We start from the raw sequence: 14,537 nt of genomic DNA, 5'->3' as shown, positions 1-14,537 counted from the left end.
CCCGCGTCAAGCCTTTGGTGGTTCGGTGCGGGCAAAGCTTTCGCGGCTAAAGAGCGTTTCGGCCAGTTTGACCAGCAGCGGGCGATCCACGCACCAGCCGGGAGAAACGCGGCGGAAATTGAGATAGCCAATCGCGCAGGCGATGGCGATGGTCGCCAGATTGAGCGCGTCGGTTTTGAGTTTTCCGTCCTGAAGCAGCTGTTCGCACATATCAAGACTGCGGCTGATTTTTTCCCGCTGACGCACCAGCTCCGCTTCGGATTGCTGCGCGGCAGGTCGCGCCTGTTCACGCACCGACACCAGCGCCGCATCCATGATGCCGTCGGCCAGCGCTTCGATCTGTTTAATCGCCAGTGCCGCTTTCGGCTCACGGGGCACCATCGCTGGGGCAATCCCAAGCAGCTCGATGTACTCGGCAATAATCGGAGAATCAAACCAGGTTTCGCCATCATCGGTTACCAGCGCCGGCACTTTCCCGAGCGGATTGTACTGTGCCACGCCGGTTTCCGCGTGATAGGGCTGTTCGTTCACAAACTCGAACGTGATGCCTTTTTCCAGCAGGAGAATCGAAATCTTACGTACGAAGGGGCTGGTGTAGCTGCCGATGAGTTTCATTGCCTGATCCTTTACGCCAACAAAAGTGTAAGTATGGATCAGGCAACAAAAAAAGCAGAACGTTAATGGTCGAGATACAGGTAATGCATCCAGCTGGTCATGCGCAGCAGCACTTTCCTCATGACGGAGACGTGCGCGAAGTGGTCGGAATAGACCGCCACCTGGGCATAAATACCGTCAGGGAGGGCATCGACGTCCGCGCTAGGGTCCAGATCGATAGTGGCAAGCACGCCGTCTGTGCCAGGTACCACCGTCAGGGATTGCAGCGAACCTTGCGCCTGGTAGGAACCGCCCGGTACGACCGGCAGAATGCTGCTCAGTTTGCCGTGGAATACTTGCCCCGGTAGCGCGTTAAAGACCACTTCCGCGTCATCGCCCGGTTTCAGGCGCAGCAGAGAGTTCTGGCGGAACTGAGCGACAATCTGGCGTTTTTGGTCAGGAATAAAGACCATCACCGGGCGCAGCGGAAGTGCAGCGGCATAGGTGCCGGGGCGAATCAGCACCTGAGTGACATAACCATCGCTCGGCGCACGCACCACCGTTTGTTCGAGGTTGTACTTCGCCTCGGTCAGCTGTGCCCGCAGGCTGGCAATCTGCGACTGCTCGCCGTTGACCATGCTGTCTAACTGGCTTTTGATTTGTGCCTGATCGGCCACCGAGGCTTTCACCATCGCATCCTGCGCCAGATAGTTTTGCTGTGCGTTGTCGATATCGCTTTCAGAAAACGGGTTTACCTTCGCCTGGCTGCCTTTCAGATAGCGCTGGTAATCCTTATACAGGCGGTCGCGCTCTGCAGAGACGCGGGTGGTATTGGCCTGCGCTTCCGACAGCTGGCCTTTCAGCACGTCAATATTGTAGGTGGCGGTGACCAGATCAGCCTGCAGTCTGTCGACTCGGGCCTGATAGCGAACCGGATCGATTTTAAATAACACGTCGCCTTTTTTAATTAGCTGGTTATTTTTATCCGTGACTTCACTCACCACCCCGGTCACTTGCGGCGTGATCGGAATAGAAATCACCGCTTTTTGCGCCGTAAATGTATAAGGGTGGTTATAGTTCATTAATAAGATCAAACCGGCGACGATAAATACCCCACCTAATGCGGCGGTGGCGAGCGTCCATTGGTTAACCGGAATACGGAAGATTTTAAAGATCGCCCAGGCAAACGCGACATAGGTCAGAATAATTAGCAGATCCATGATTAGCTCTCCGGCGTATTTTTTTCTGCGGGCGTTGGCTCCGCGCCTAGCCGGTGTTCCAGCTCGGTAACGCGTCTGGTGAGGGCATCAATATCGGGTTGCTGCGGGGGCTGCGCAATGTGATTTTGCATCCCCCATCCGCGCTCGGGCTGGTACAGCGTGGCCCAAATCCACAGAAATGGCCAGATGATATGCAGCGTAAACAGGCTGACCCAGCCCGCTGTATGGATCGCATCGGCATGGGGATGATTACGCTTTTTCGCCATCAAATAGGGGATATCATGAATCGCAATGATCCCATAAAAAATGACCAGAAAAACGAAAATCAATACGCCCAGCGCGAAATAGTTAAGGAACATATTTGCCTCACTAAAATAGCTTCAACTCTTTAAAAATATTAAATGGTAAGCAACCAAATTAATTTCTTACAGTGCAATTTCTTTGCACATATAAATTAGAGCCGTGGAGTATTATTATTAAAATATCTCCGCGCAAGTTTAATAGCGTGACAAAATATATCCTGACTAATAATCTACTTAATCTTACATTAGCAGATTAATCCTCATTACGCTTTTTCTCCATAACACTAAGGGATGAAACCATGTTGAGGAAAATCAGTGACTGGATTACAGCCTGGCTGAATTGACAAAACAGAAGTGGGCGGCGATCACACCTGGAGAATTCTGCCTTCAAATTTATTGTGAAGATGATCACAAACATCCAACAAACCCGCCAACACAAAATGTGATTATGATCACATAAAAGCGTCAATCCTGGCGGATTTTTCCCCTGTGTATTTTTTTTACACACCACATTTGTGACGAAGATCACTTCAATTTTAGCCCCACCCCCTACATTTACGTGATTGAGATCACACAAAATTTCGCTGTCTGGACAGTTGAACGATTCAGTGCCAGATTTCACAGCATCAGAACAGGGCTCGGCTACCTCTGCCGCCGCACATTAACGATAAACCTCGGGCCGCAAGCCTAAGCGTAAACAGAAGAAGGGGTGTTTTATGTCATCCGATATCAAGATCAAAGTGCAAAGCTTTGGTCGTTTCCTGAGCAACATGGTGATGCCAAATATCGGCGCGTTTATCGCGTGGGGTATCATCACTGCGTTATTTATTCCGACAGGGTGGTTGCCGAACGAAACGCTGGCGAAACTCGTTGGCCCAATGATTACCTATCTGCTGCCACTGCTCATCGGTTATACCGGTGGTCGTCTGGTTGGCGGCGATCGCGGCGGTGTGGTCGGTGCTATCACCACCATGGGCGTTATCGTCGGTGCGGATATGCCGATGTTCCTCGGTGCGATGATTGCAGGTCCTTTAGGCGGCTGGGCAATTAAGAAATTTGACGTCTGGGTTGATGGCAAGATCAAATCCGGCTTCGAAATGCTGGTGAACAACTTCTCCGCTGGCATCATCGGTATGATCCTGGCGATTCTGGCGTTCCTGGGTATCGGCCCTGCGGTTGAAGTGCTGTCGAAAGTGCTGGCTGCGGGCGTTAACTTCATGGTCGTTCACGACATGCTGCCGCTGGCCTCTATCTTTGTAGAACCAGCGAAAATCCTGTTCCTGAACAACGCGATCAACCACGGTATCTTCTCACCGCTGGGTATTCAGCAGTCCCATGAACTGGGCAAATCCATCTTCTTCCTGATCGAAGCTAACCCAGGTCCGGGTATGGGTGTTCTGCTGGCGTACATGTTCTTCGGTCGCGGTAGCGCTAAACAGTCTGCTGGCGGCGCGGCTATCATCCACTTCTTGGGCGGTATCCACGAAATTTACTTCCCATACGTGCTGATGAACCCACGTCTGATCCTGGCCGTTATCCTCGGCGGTATGACTGGCGTGTTCACTCTGAGCGTGCTGGGCGGCGGTCTGGTTTCTCCTGCATCTCCGGGTTCTATCCTGGCGGTTCTGGCGATGACGCCAAAAGGTGCCTACTTCGCTAACATCGCGGCAATCTGCGCGGCAATGGCTGTCTCCTTCGTGGTTTCCGCAATCCTGCTGAAAACCAGCAAAGTGAAAGAAGAAGACGATATCGACGCTGCGACCCGTCGTATGCAGGATATGAAAGCCGAATCCAAAGGCGCTGCAACGCCGCTGGCTGCGGGTGACGTCTCTAACGACCTGAGCCACGTGCGTAAAATCATCGTAGCCTGTGATGCCGGTATGGGTTCAAGCGCAATGGGTGCTGGCGTGCTGCGTAAAAAAGTCCAGGATGCGGGCCTGACCAACATCTCCGTAACCAACAGCGCAATCAACAGCCTGCCACCGGATGTCGACCTGGTCATCACGCACCGCGATCTGACGGAACGTGCAATGCGTCAGGTTCCACAGGCACAACACATTTCACTCACGAACTTCCTCGACAGCGGCCTGTACTCTAGCCTGACCGAGCGTCTGGTGGCGGCACAGCGTCACACCGACAACGAAGTGAAAGTCCGTGATAGCCTGAAAGACAGCTTTGATCCAAACGACAGCCACCTGTTCCGTCTGGGCGCTGAAAACATCTTCCTCGGCCGCACCGCGAGCCACAAAGAAGAAGCGATCCGCTTTGCAGGTGAGCAGCTGGTGAAAGGCGGTTACGTCGAGCCAGAATATGTTGATGCGATGCTGGCGCGTGAGAAACTGACGCCAACGTATCTGGGTGAATCCATCGCGGTGCCACACGGTACGGTTGAAGCGAAAGATCGCGTTCTGAAAACCGGCGTGGTGTTCTGTCAGTACCCGGCAGGCGTGCGCTTCGGTGAAGAAGAAGACGACATCGCCCGTTTGGTGATTGGTATCGCCGCTCGCAACAACGAGCACATCCAGGTGATTACCAGCCTGACCAACGCTCTGGATGATGAATCCGTCATCGAGCGCCTGGCGCAGACCACCAGCGTTGAAGAAGTGCTGGCGCTGCTGAACAAGTAACAGCGTCCTATCCCCTCTCCCTTTCGGGAGAGGGTTAGGGTGAGGGAAATGCCTCACCCCAGCCCTCTCGGGTAAAAACATTGATGAAGGTTAATACTATGAAAGCATTACATTTTGGCGCAGGTAATATCGGTCGTGGCTTTATCGGCAAACTGCTGGCAGACGCGGGCATTACGCTGACATTCGCCGATGTGAATCAAGTGGTGCTCGACGCCCTGAATGCCCGTCATAGCTACCAGGTTCACGTCGTGGGCGAAAACGAGCTGGTTGAAACCGTCTCGGGTGTGAATGCCGTCAGCAGCATTGGCGACGACGTTATTGATCTGATCGCCAGCGTTGATCTGGTGACCACCGCCGTCGGTCCGGTTGTGCTTGAGCGTATCGCCCCTGCCGTCGCGAAAGGTCTGGCAAAACGTAAAGCCCAGGGCATCACCACGCCACTGAATATCATCGCCTGTGAAAACATGGTGCGCGGTACCACGCAGCTGAAAGGCCACGTTCTCGCCGCCATCGCCGATGAAGATAAAGCCTGGGTCGAAGAGCACGTTGGCTTTGTCGATTCCGCCGTGGACCGTATCGTCCCGCCGTCTGAATCCGCCACTCACGATCCGCTGGAAGTAACCGTTGAAACCTTCAGCGAGTGGATTGTTGATAAAACTCAGTTCAAAGGCCCGCTGCCGACGATCCCGGGTATGGAATTAACCGATAACCTGATGGCATTTGTCGAACGCAAACTCTTCACGCTGAACACCGGGCATGCTATAACCGCGTACCTCGGAAAATTGGCCGGTCATCAGACCATTCGTGATGCGATTCTCGATGAGAAAATCCGTGCGGTGGTAAAAGGTGCGATGGAAGAGAGCGGCGCGGTCCTGATTAAACGCTACGGTTTCGATGCCGAGAAGCATGCGGCATACATTCAGAAAATCCTCGGTCGTTTTGAAAACCCGTATCTGAAAGATGACGTTGAGCGCGTCGGTCGTCAGCCGCTGCGTAAACTGAGCGCCGGCGATCGCCTGATCAAACCGCTGCTGGGCACGCTGGAGTACGACCTGCCGCACGCCAACCTGGTAAAAGGGATTGCGGGCGCCATGCACTATCGCAGCGAGCAGGACCCACAGGCGCAGGAGCTGGCTCAATTGATCGATACCAAAGGCCCGCAGGCGGCACTTGCCGAGATTTCAGGGCTTGAGGCCAATAGTAGCGTGGTTGTGGAGGCGGTTAACGCATATAACGCAACCAAATGATTCAGGATCAGGCGCAGGTTCTCCTGCGCCCGAACGACAGATTGTCAGATATGCAGGCAATAATGGAACAAACCCAGGCCTTTGAAAACCGTGTGCTTGAGCGTCTGAATGCTGGCAAAACCGTACGAAGTTTCCTGATTGCCGCCGTCGAGTTACTCACCGAGGCGGTGAATATTCTGGTACTTCAGGTGTTCCGCAAAGACGACTACGCGGTAAAATATGCTGTAGAACCGTTACTGGACGGCGACGGACCGCTGGGCGATCTGTCGGTGCGCCTGAAGCTCATTTATGGCCTCGGCGTCCTCAGCAGGCCCGAGTATGAAGACGCGGAACTGCTGATGGCCCTGCGCGAAGAGCTAAATCACGACGGTAATGAGTACGCTTTTACCGACGATGAAATTCTCGGGCCGTTTGGTGAATTACACTGCGTCACCGCCCTGCCGCCGGCCCCGCATTTCGATAACAGCGATCCTGAACTGTATGCGATGCAAAAGCTTCGTTATCAACAGGTTGTGCGTTCTACGATGGTCCTTTCCCTGACTGAGCTGATTTCACGAATCAGCTTAAAAAAAGCGTTTCAGAAGTAACCCTGCGCACATTGGTGTATCCTTCCCTTAATTCCCCCGTTTTTAGAGCTATATGTGATGAAAGAAGTCGAAAAGAACGAAATTAAACGCCTGAGCGATCGCCTGGATCTGATCCGCCACCAGCAGGCTGATATGTCGCTGGTTGAGTCCGCTGAGAAATACGCTGAGCTGGAAAAAGAGAAAGCGACGCTGGAAGCGGAAATCGACCGTCTGCGTGCCGTAAAAGGCCACAAGCTGAGCAAAGAAGCGCAGAAGCTGATGGACATGCCGCATCGCCGTGCGATCACCAAAAAAGAACAGGCCGACATGGGCAAGCTGAAAAAAAGCGTGCGCGGCCTGGTGGTTGTGCACCCGATGACCGAGCTGGGCCGTGAAATGGGCCTGAAAGAGATGACCGGCTTTTCGAAGACGGCGTTCTGATTTAGCTGCCGGGTGGCGCCATGCTTACCCGGCCTGCCCCCCTCCCCTTAAAATTGGCCCAACCAATCCCCTGACCAATACTTCCCTGGTTCACACTTCCATTATTTCTGCTCACAAAATCATTGCCCATCCATAACATTTGATTAACCATTTGTTGTCATTACCCCTACATCACACTATTGGCAGGACCACTTTTACACAGACTGTGACGCCGAGATGAGCGCAGACTCACCGCGAAGCGGAATGTGTGGTCCTCAGGAGACCTGCAATGAGCCTCTGGCAACAAAACTACGATCCGGCCGGAAACATCTGGCTGTCGAGCCTGATCGCATCGCTACCGATTCTGTTCTTCTTCTTCGCGCTGATTAAGCTCAAGCTGAAGGGCTATCTCGCCGCAACCTACACCGTCGCGATTGCGCTGGTGGTGGCGCTGTTCTTCTACAAAATGCCGGTCGATCACGCGCTGGCGTCGGTGGTGTATGGTTTCTTCTACGGATTGTGGCCAATCGCCTGGATCATCATCGCGGCGGTGTTTGTTTATAAAATCTCGGTGAAGACCGGGCAATTCGACATCATTCGCTCGTCGATTCTCTCCATTACCCCGGATCAGCGCCTGCAAATGCTGATTGTCGGTTTCTGCTTCGGCGCGTTCCTCGAAGGGGCGGCGGGCTTTGGTGCGCCGGTGGCGATCACCGCTGCGCTGCTGGTGGGTCTCGGCTTTAACCCGCTGTATGCTGCGGGCCTGTGTCTGATCGTCAATACCGCGCCGGTAGCCTTCGGCGCGATGGGGATTCCCATTCTGGTCGCCGGGCAGGTCACCGGTTTAGACAGCTTCGAAATCGGCCAGATGGTGGGCCGTCAGCTGCCGTTCCTGACCATTATCGTGCTGTTCTGGATCATGGCGATTATGGACGGCTGGCGCGGTGTGAAAGAGACCTGGCCTGCGGTGGTGGTTGCAGGTGGTTCGTTTGCTATCGCCCAGTATCTCAGCTCGAACTTTATCGGCCCGGAACTGCCCGACATCATCTCGTCGCTGGTATCGCTGGTCTGTCTCACCCTGTTCCTGAAGCGCTGGCAGCCGGTGCGCATCTTCCGCTTTGGCGATATGGGCGCGGCGCAGGTCGATCAGACTCTGGCACGCACCCATTACAGCGTCGGCCAGATTGTGCGTGCCTGGTCGCCGTTCCTGTTCCTGACCGCGACGGTCACCCTCTGGAGCGTCCCGCCGTTCAAAGCGCTGTTCGCCCCTGGCGGTGCGCTCTACGACATGGTGATTAACATCTCCGTGCCGTTCCTCGACAAAATGGTTGCCCGCATGCCGCCGGTCGTTCACGAAGCGACGCCGTATGCTGCGGTCTATAAATTCGACTGGTTCTCTGCAACCGGCACGGCGATCCTGTTTGCGGCGATTCTTTCAGTAGTGTGGCTGCGCATGAAACCGGCGGTGGCTATTCAGACCTTTGCCAGCACGCTGAAAGAGCTGGCGCTGCCGATTTACTCTATCGGTATGGTGCTGGCGTTCGCGTTTATCTCGAACTACTCCGGTTTGTCATCGACGCTGGCGTTAGCCCTGGCCCATACGGGGCACGCCTTCACCTTCTTCTCGCCGTTCCTCGGCTGGCTGGGCGTGTTCCTGACCGGTTCCGATACGTCATCCAACGCCCTCTTTGCCGCGCTTCAGGCAACCGCCGCGCAGCAGATTGGTGTTTCGGACGTGCTGCTCGTCGCGGCGAACACCACCGGCGGCGTGACCGGCAAAATGATCTCCCCGCAGTCCATCGCCATTGCCTGTGCAGCGGTGGGACTGGTGGGTAAAGAGTCGGACCTGTTCCGATTTACCGTCAAACACAGCCTGATTTTCACCTGCATGGTGGGCGTGATTACCACGCTTCAGGCCTACGTCTTAACCTGGATGATTCCATGATAGTGATGCCCAGACGCCTGTCCGACGAGATTGCCTCTCGCGTGCGGGCGCTGATTGAAGAACAACAGCTGGAAGCGGGCATGAAATTGCCCGCAGAACGCCAGCTGGCGGCGCTGCTTGGCGTGTCGCGTAATTCACTGCGCGAAGCGCTGGCGACGCTGGTCAGCGAAGGCGTGCTGCTCAGCCGTCGCGGCGGCGGGACCTTTGTCCGCTGGCAGCATGACGACTGGTCCGAGCAAAACATCGTTCAGCCTCTTAAAACGCTGATGGAGAACGATCCGGATTACAGTTTCGATATCCTCGAAGCCCGCCATGCCATTGAAGCCAGCACCGCCTGGCACGCGGCGATGCGCGCGACGGACGCCGACAAAGAGAAGCTGAAAGCCTGCTTCGAGGCGACGCAGAGCGATAACCCGGATATCGCCTCGCAGGCGGACGTGCGTTTTCATCTCGCCATTGCCGAGGCCTCACACAACGTGGTGCTGCTGCAAACCATGCGCGGCTTTTTCGATCTGCTGCAATCCTCTGTTAAGCAGAGCCGCCAGCGCATGTATCTCGTCCCACCGGTCTTTGCCCAGCTCACGGAGCAGCATCAGGCCGTGCTCGACGCCATTCTGAAAGGCGACGCCGACGCCGCGCGTAAAGCGATGATGGCCCATCTCGGTTTCGTCCATACCACCATCAAACGATTCGATGAAGATCAGGCCCGACAGGCGCGCATTACCCGCCTGCCCGGCGATCATGATATTTCCAGGGAGAACAAAGCATGATTATTTCCGCAGCCAGTGACTATCGCGCAGCGGCGCAGCGCATCCTGCCCCCATTCCTGTTCCACTACATCGACGGCGGCGCGTATTCCGAATACACCCTGCGCCGCAACGTGGAGGACCTGTCCGAAGTGGCGCTGCGCCAGCGTGTGCTGAAGAACATGTCCGATCTGAGTCTGGAAACGAAGCTGTTCAACGAGACGCTGTCGATGCCTGTGGCTCTGGCACCCGTTGGCCTGTGCGGCATGTACGCTCGTCGCGGTGAGGTGCAAGCGGCGGCGGCGGCTGATGCCAAAGGTATCCCGTTTACGCTTTCGACAGTCTCCGTGTGTCCGATTGAAGAGGTGGCACCGACCATTAAGCGCCCGATGTGGTTCCAGCTGTACGTCCTGCGCGACCGTGGCTTTATGCGTAACGCCCTGGAGCGTGCCAAAGCGGCGGGCTGTTCAACGCTGGTGTTTACCGTCGATATGCCGACGCCGGGCGCCCGCTATCGCGATGCCCACTCAGGTATGAGCGGCGCGAACGCGGCCATGCGTCGCTACTGGCAGGCGGTTACCCATCCGCAGTGGGCGTGGGATGTGGGCGTCAACGGTCGGCCACACGATCTGGGGAATATTTCGGCGTACCTCGGTAAACCGACCGGGCTGGAGGATTACATCGGCTGGCTGGCGAATAACTTCGATCCGTCGATCTCGTGGAAAGATCTGGAATGGATCCGCGAGTTCTGGGACGGCCCGATGGTCATCAAAGGCATTCTCGACCCGGAAGATGCACGCGATGCGGTGCGTTTTGGCGCAGATGGCATTGTGGTGTCGAACCACGGCGGGCGTCAGCTTGACGGCGTGCTCTCCTCCGCGCGCGCGCTGCCGGCCATCGCCGACGCGGTGAAAGGCGATATTGCGATTCTGGCCGACAGTGGCATCCGCAACGGGCTGGACGTGGTGCGCATGATTGCCCTCGGCGCTGACAGCGTGCTGCTGGGCCGGGCGTATCTGTATGCGCTGGCGACGCATGGCCAGGCGGGCGTGGCGAATCTGCTGAACCTGATCGAAAAAGAGATGAAAGTGGCGATGACGCTGACCGGGGCTAAAACCATCGGTGAGATCAGCAAGGATTCGCTGGTGCAGGAGCTGAGTAAATTACCGGCGGCGCTGGCACCATTGGCGCGAGGGGACGCGGCGTAGGGAAAGTGGTATCCTGCCCCCGCATTTTAAGGGGGCAGCATGCTTAACATCGTTTTATTCGAACCAGAGATTCCACCGAATACCGGAAATATCATCCGCCTGTGCGCCAACACCGGTTTTCGTTTGCATATTATCGAGCCAATGGGTTTTGCGTGGGATGACAAACGCCTGCGCCGTGCCGGGCTGGATTATCACGAATTTACCGCCGTGGTCCGCCATCACGATTACGCCGCGTTTGTGGAAGCCGAAAAGCCGCAACGTATGTTTGCCCTGACGACGAAAGGCACGCCTGCACACAGTGCGGTGAGCTATCAGGAAGGCGATTATCTGATGTTTGGTCCGGAGACGCGCGGGCTGCCTGCCACTATTCTTGACGCCCTGCCTGCTGAGCAAAAAATCCGTATTCCGATGATGCCGGACAGCCGGAGCATGAACCTGTCGAATGCAGTGTCGGTAGTGGTATACGAAGCCTGGCGCCAGCTGGGATATGCTGGCGCGATATTACGAAGCTGATGTTGTCGGGAAGCGTTTAAATCCCGTCGCCATACTCAAAGGTATGGTGGATACCGTTGAAGTGCTGATCCATATCCATCGCGGGTTTATCGCTCTCTGGCTTGCCAACGATACGCGCTGGCACGCCAGCGGCGGTGGTATGCGGTGGAACAGGTTGCAGCACCACGGAACCGGCGCCGATTTTCGCGCCGCGCCCCACTTCGATATTGCCGAGAATTTTCGCGCCCGCGCCAATCATCACCCCTTCACGGATCTTCGGATGGCGATCGCCGCTGGTTTTACCGGTACCCCCGAGGGTGACGGACTGCAGAATCGACACGTCATCCTCGATCACCGCCGTCTCCCCGACGACAATCCCCGTGGCGTGGTCGAGCATGATCCCGCGACCAATTTTCGCCGCCGGGTGGATATCGACCTGGAAAGTGACGGAAACCTGGTTCTGCAAGAAGATCGCCAGCGCGCGGCGGCCCTCATTCCACAGCCAGTGGCCGATACGGTAGGCCTGCAAGGCGTGGAAGCCTTTCAGATACAGCAGCGGCGTTGAATATTTATCGACGGCAGGGTCACGCGTGCGCACGGCCTGAATATCACAGGCGGCGGAGGCGATCATTTCAGGGTCAGCGGCATACGCCTCTTCCACCACTTCGCGAATAGCGATCGCGGGCATAATGGAGGACGCCAGTTTATTGGCGAGCATATAGCTCAGGGCGCTGCCGAGGTTTTCATGCTTGAGTAGCGTCGCGTGGTAGAAACTGGCCAGCATTGGCTCGCAGTCGGCCAAAGCCCGGGCTTCGGCTTTAATATTGTTCCAGACGATATCCAGTTCTTCACACGGCATTGCATACTCCAGGCGGTATCATAATGACCGGCCAGTTCTGCGCCAGCCGGGTCATTCAGGTGACTAAGGTTCCCTGCGATTAACTACTACTGCGCTCGTCCTTGCGTGAGCGACCTAACAGCGTTAATGCTGCCTCGCGCGCATTTTTTCCGCAATACAATACCTGATAAATTTCCTCGGTTATTGGCATTTCGACACCAAAACGGTGCGCCAATTCCCGAACTTCCTTGGTATTGCGATAGCCTTCAACCACCTGACCAATCTTCTCCTGCGCGCCGATCACGTCCATGCCCTGTCCAAGCATCATGCCGAAACGGCGGTTGCGAGACTGGTTATCAGTGCAGGTCAGCACCAGATCGCCTAAACCGGCCATCCCCATAAAGGTGGCAGGATCGGCGCCCAGCGCGGTCCCGAGACGGGACATTTCAGTCAGCCCACGGGTGATCAGCGCTGTACGCGCATTGGCGCCAAAGCCGATACCGTCGGACATCCCGGCACCAATCGCGATGACGTTTTTCACCGCGCCGCCCAGCTGAACACCGATAAAATCGGGATTGCTGTAGACGCGGAAGCTCTTACCGCAGTGCAGCAAATGCTGGAGATCGTCGGAGAAGGTCTGATCGGTCGATGCCAGAGAGATGGCCGTTGGCAGGGCTGCGGCCAGCTCTTTGGCAAACGTCGGCCCGGAGATCACCGCGAGCGGAATGTCATCACCCAGAATTTCGCGGGCGACATCCTGCAAGAGACGTCCGGTTTCCGCTTCCAGCCCTTTCGTCGCCCACACAATGCGCGCATCCGGGCGCATCAGCGCCTTGATCTGGTGCAGTACCTGGCCAAAGACATGGCTCGGCACAACCACGAGAATATTGCGGCTGGCGGCAAGCGCGGTGGCAAGATCGCTTTCGAGATGCAGCGAATCAGGGAAAGGCACGTCAGGAAGAAACGCCACGTTGCAGCGGTCGTGTTGCAACGTCGCGATATGTTTGGGATCGTGGCCCCAGAGAACCACTTCGTGACCATTTCTTGCCAGAGTGATGGCAAGAGCGGTGCCGTAAGAGCCGGCACCGATCACAGTCATTGACGCATTAACTGTACTCATCAGGCATCCTGATGTTGGTCAGTACCTTCGCCAGCTTGCTGCTGCAGATAGTTCATGAACAGCGCATCAAAGTTTACTGGCGCAAGGTTCAGTTGCGGGAATGTACCGCGGGATACCAGGCTGGTGATGCATTCGCGAGCATACGGGAACAGGATGTTCGGGCAGTATGCACCCAGGCAATGCGCCAGCTGATTACCTTCGATACCGCCAACGGAGAAGATACCGCCCTGCTGTACTTCGCACAGGAATGCAGTTTCTTCGCCCAGCGCAGCGGTAACGGTCACGCGCAGCACAACTTCATACACGTCTTCTGCCAGTTGGGTAGAAGCAGTATCAAGATCAAGTTTAACCTCTGGCTGCCAATCTTTCTGGAAAACGTGTGGCGCATTTGGAGCTTCGAAAGAGACATCTTTGGTGTAGATGCGCTGGATCTGGAAACTCATTTCGTTGTTGTTTTGTTCTGACATGGAAATACCCTTTTTAATTGTCCTAAAACGCTATCACAGCAGGGGATCGAGCCCGCCGCGTGCATCCAGCGCATACAAGTCATCACAGCCGCCAATGTGCTGCGCATCAATAAAAATCTGCGGAACCGTCGTGCGGCCACTACGTTTGATCATCTCTTCACGTTTTGCCGCATCGCCATCAATGGGCAGTTCCTGGAAAGTTACCCCTTTGCTGTTTAGCAGCGCTTTTGCACGATGGCAAAACGGGCAGGTCGCTTTGGTGTAGATTTCAATATTGGCCATCACGTCGTTCCTCTTATTTACCGCGAACTAAAGGCAGATTCTCACCGCTCCAGCCAGAGACGCCGTCTTTCAGTACGAAGACTTTATCGAAGCCAGCTTTGGTGAGTGCGCTCGCTGGGTCCTGAGCCTGCATGCCGGTACCGTCAACCACGATAATCGGTTTGTCTTTATGCTTTTCCAGTTCGCCAAGATTGTTGGCTTTGATTTCTGTTGGCAGCAAGTTAATAGACCCTGCAATGTGCCCTTTACGGAAATCATCACGCTGGCGCAGATCCACAACGACCGCGTCTTCTTTGTTGATGAGGCGCGTTGCTTCGCCACGGGTAATAACCTTAACTTTAGACGTAAGGCCTTTAAACGTGGTGAACAGCACAGCGGCCAGTAAACCAATCCACGCGATACTGAGTACTGGGTGGCGGCTAACAAATTGCATAATTTCTTGCATGGGGGGTAACAACTCCCG

Annotated in this window: 16 protein-coding genes; 8 read left to right on the top strand and 8 right to left on the bottom strand. The window is 55.6% G+C overall.

Annotation, left to right across the window (positions count from 1 at the left end):
- Positions 1-6: 6 nt before the first annotated feature.
- The 3 genes from ABIE11_RS16795 to ABIE11_RS16785 all read right to left on the bottom strand — a co-directional run bounded on the left by ABIE11_RS16795 (position 7) and on the right by ABIE11_RS16785 (position 2,173).
- The gene (locus ABIE11_RS16795) at positions 7-615 is read right to left on the bottom strand and encodes a glutathione S-transferase (RefSeq protein ID WP_102105046.1); all 609 of its coding nucleotides are present in this window, start codon (positions 613-615) and stop codon (positions 7-9) included.
- A 62-nt stretch (positions 616-677) separates the two neighbouring features.
- The gene (locus ABIE11_RS16790; protein WP_429184916.1) at positions 678-1,814 is read right to left on the bottom strand and encodes an HlyD family secretion protein; all 1,137 of its coding nucleotides are present in this window, start codon (positions 1,812-1,814) and stop codon (positions 678-680) included.
- A gap of 2 nt (positions 1,815-1,816) precedes the next feature.
- Entirely contained in the window at positions 1,817-2,173 is a 357-nt protein-coding gene (locus ABIE11_RS16785) for a DUF3302 domain-containing protein (protein WP_312155842.1), read from the bottom strand.
- A 659-nt stretch (positions 2,174-2,832) separates the two neighbouring features.
- On the opposite strand from ABIE11_RS16785, the gene ABIE11_RS16780 reads away from it, so the two are divergent.
- The 8 genes from ABIE11_RS16780 (at position 2,833) to trmL (ending at position 11,388) form a co-directional block, all read left to right on the top strand.
- Positions 2,833-4,743, top strand: a complete 1,911-nt coding sequence (locus ABIE11_RS16780) for a PTS mannitol transporter subunit IICBA (protein ID WP_312069788.1) — start codon at positions 2,833-2,835, stop codon at positions 4,741-4,743.
- Positions 4,744-4,826: 83 nt separating this feature from the next.
- Positions 4,827-5,990, top strand: coding sequence for a mannitol-1-phosphate 5-dehydrogenase (mtlD, locus tag ABIE11_RS16775; protein WP_429184915.1), 1,164 nt, complete (start codon positions 4,827-4,829; stop codon positions 5,988-5,990).
- Positions 5,987-6,577, top strand: coding sequence for a mannitol operon repressor MtlR (gene mtlR, locus ABIE11_RS16770; RefSeq protein WP_102105052.1), 591 nt, complete (start codon positions 5,987-5,989; stop codon positions 6,575-6,577). The genes mtlD and mtlR overlap by 4 nt, the downstream gene beginning before the upstream one ends.
- 57 nt (positions 6,578-6,634) lie before the next feature.
- Positions 6,635-6,997 (top strand): YibL family ribosome-associated protein, encoded by a 363-nt coding sequence (locus ABIE11_RS16765; RefSeq protein ID WP_100778172.1) that lies wholly within the window; start codon positions 6,635-6,637, stop codon positions 6,995-6,997.
- 268 nt (positions 6,998-7,265) lie between these two features.
- Complete coding sequence (gene lldP / locus ABIE11_RS16760; RefSeq protein WP_429184914.1) at positions 7,266-8,921, top strand: L-lactate permease; 1,656 nt, start codon at positions 7,266-7,268, stop codon at positions 8,919-8,921.
- Positions 8,918-9,691, top strand: coding sequence for a transcriptional regulator LldR (lldR, locus tag ABIE11_RS16755; RefSeq protein WP_100778174.1), 774 nt, complete (start codon positions 8,918-8,920; stop codon positions 9,689-9,691). The genes lldP and lldR overlap by 4 nt, the downstream gene beginning before the upstream one ends.
- Positions 9,688-10,875, top strand: coding sequence for an FMN-dependent L-lactate dehydrogenase LldD (gene lldD, locus ABIE11_RS16750; protein WP_100778175.1), 1,188 nt, complete (start codon positions 9,688-9,690; stop codon positions 10,873-10,875). Before lldR ends, lldD begins: the two co-directional genes overlap by 4 nt.
- Before the next feature lie 39 nt (positions 10,876-10,914).
- Positions 10,915-11,388, top strand: a complete 474-nt coding sequence (gene trmL / locus ABIE11_RS16745) for a tRNA (uridine(34)/cytosine(34)/5-carboxymethylaminomethyluridine(34)-2'-O)-methyltransferase TrmL (protein ID WP_429184913.1) — start codon at positions 10,915-10,917, stop codon at positions 11,386-11,388.
- Positions 11,389-11,404: 16 nt separating this feature from the next.
- On the opposite strand, the gene cysE is transcribed toward trmL, so the two are convergent.
- The 5 genes from cysE to ABIE11_RS16720 form a co-directional block, all read right to left on the bottom strand.
- Positions 11,405-12,226: a serine O-acetyltransferase gene (cysE, locus tag ABIE11_RS16740; RefSeq protein WP_059180464.1), complete on the bottom strand. Its 822-nt coding sequence runs from the start codon at positions 12,224-12,226 to the stop codon at positions 11,405-11,407.
- Positions 12,227-12,305: 79 nt separating this feature from the next.
- Complete coding sequence (gpsA, locus tag ABIE11_RS16735) at positions 12,306-13,325, bottom strand: NAD(P)H-dependent glycerol-3-phosphate dehydrogenase (RefSeq protein WP_429184912.1); 1,020 nt, start codon at positions 13,323-13,325, stop codon at positions 12,306-12,308.
- The gene (gene secB / locus ABIE11_RS16730) at positions 13,325-13,792 is read right to left on the bottom strand and encodes a protein-export chaperone SecB (protein ID WP_100778178.1); all 468 of its coding nucleotides are present in this window, start codon (positions 13,790-13,792) and stop codon (positions 13,325-13,327) included. Before secB ends, gpsA begins: the two co-directional genes overlap by 1 nt.
- A gap of 33 nt (positions 13,793-13,825) precedes the next feature.
- Complete coding sequence (grxC, locus tag ABIE11_RS16725) at positions 13,826-14,074, bottom strand: glutaredoxin 3 (protein ID WP_100778179.1); 249 nt, start codon at positions 14,072-14,074, stop codon at positions 13,826-13,828.
- Positions 14,075-14,087: 13 nt separating this feature from the next.
- Positions 14,088-14,519 (bottom strand): rhodanese-like domain-containing protein, encoded by a 432-nt coding sequence (locus tag ABIE11_RS16720; protein WP_095280187.1) that lies wholly within the window; start codon positions 14,517-14,519, stop codon positions 14,088-14,090.
- Positions 14,520-14,537: the final 18 nt, after the last annotated feature.

Origin of the sequence: Lelliottia sp. 489, assembly GCF_050435885.1 — a bacterium.
Lineage (GTDB): Bacteria > Pseudomonadota > Gammaproteobacteria > Enterobacterales > Enterobacteriaceae > Enterobacter > Enterobacter nimipressuralis.
This window is presented reverse-complemented; position numbering and strand designations above follow the sequence as displayed.

Excerpts from the sequence above, each read along its gene's own strand:
- ABIE11_RS16795 (WP_102105046.1), bottom strand. The coding sequence starts at position 615 with ATGAAACTCATCGGCAGCTACACCAGCCCCTTCGTACGTAAGATTTCG.
- ABIE11_RS16790 (WP_429184916.1), bottom strand. The coding sequence starts at position 1,814 with ATGGATCTGCTAATTATTCTGACCTATGTCGCGTTTGCCTGGGCGATC.
- ABIE11_RS16785 (WP_312155842.1), bottom strand. The coding sequence starts at position 2,173 with ATGTTCCTTAACTATTTCGCGCTGGGCGTATTGATTTTCGTTTTTCTG.
- ABIE11_RS16780 (WP_312069788.1), top strand. The coding sequence starts at position 2,833 with ATGTCATCCGATATCAAGATCAAAGTGCAAAGCTTTGGTCGTTTCCTG.
- mtlD (WP_429184915.1), top strand. The coding sequence starts at position 4,827 with ATGAAGGTTAATACTATGAAAGCATTACATTTTGGCGCAGGTAATATC.
- mtlR (WP_102105052.1), top strand. The coding sequence starts at position 5,987 with ATGATTCAGGATCAGGCGCAGGTTCTCCTGCGCCCGAACGACAGATTG.
- ABIE11_RS16765 (WP_100778172.1), top strand. The coding sequence starts at position 6,635 with ATGAAAGAAGTCGAAAAGAACGAAATTAAACGCCTGAGCGATCGCCTG.
- lldP (WP_429184914.1), top strand. The coding sequence starts at position 7,266 with ATGAGCCTCTGGCAACAAAACTACGATCCGGCCGGAAACATCTGGCTG.
- lldR (WP_100778174.1), top strand. The coding sequence starts at position 8,918 with ATGATAGTGATGCCCAGACGCCTGTCCGACGAGATTGCCTCTCGCGTG.
- lldD (WP_100778175.1), top strand. The coding sequence starts at position 9,688 with ATGATTATTTCCGCAGCCAGTGACTATCGCGCAGCGGCGCAGCGCATC.
- trmL (WP_429184913.1), top strand. The coding sequence starts at position 10,915 with ATGCTTAACATCGTTTTATTCGAACCAGAGATTCCACCGAATACCGGA.
- cysE (WP_059180464.1), bottom strand. The coding sequence starts at position 12,226 with ATGCCGTGTGAAGAACTGGATATCGTCTGGAACAATATTAAAGCCGAA.
- gpsA (WP_429184912.1), bottom strand. The coding sequence starts at position 13,325 with ATGAGTACAGTTAATGCGTCAATGACTGTGATCGGTGCCGGCTCTTAC.
- secB (WP_100778178.1), bottom strand. The coding sequence starts at position 13,792 with ATGTCAGAACAAAACAACAACGAAATGAGTTTCCAGATCCAGCGCATC.
- grxC (WP_100778179.1), bottom strand. The coding sequence starts at position 14,074 with ATGGCCAATATTGAAATCTACACCAAAGCGACCTGCCCGTTTTGCCAT.
- ABIE11_RS16720 (WP_095280187.1), bottom strand. The coding sequence starts at position 14,519 with ATGCAAGAAATTATGCAATTTGTTAGCCGCCACCCAGTACTCAGTATC.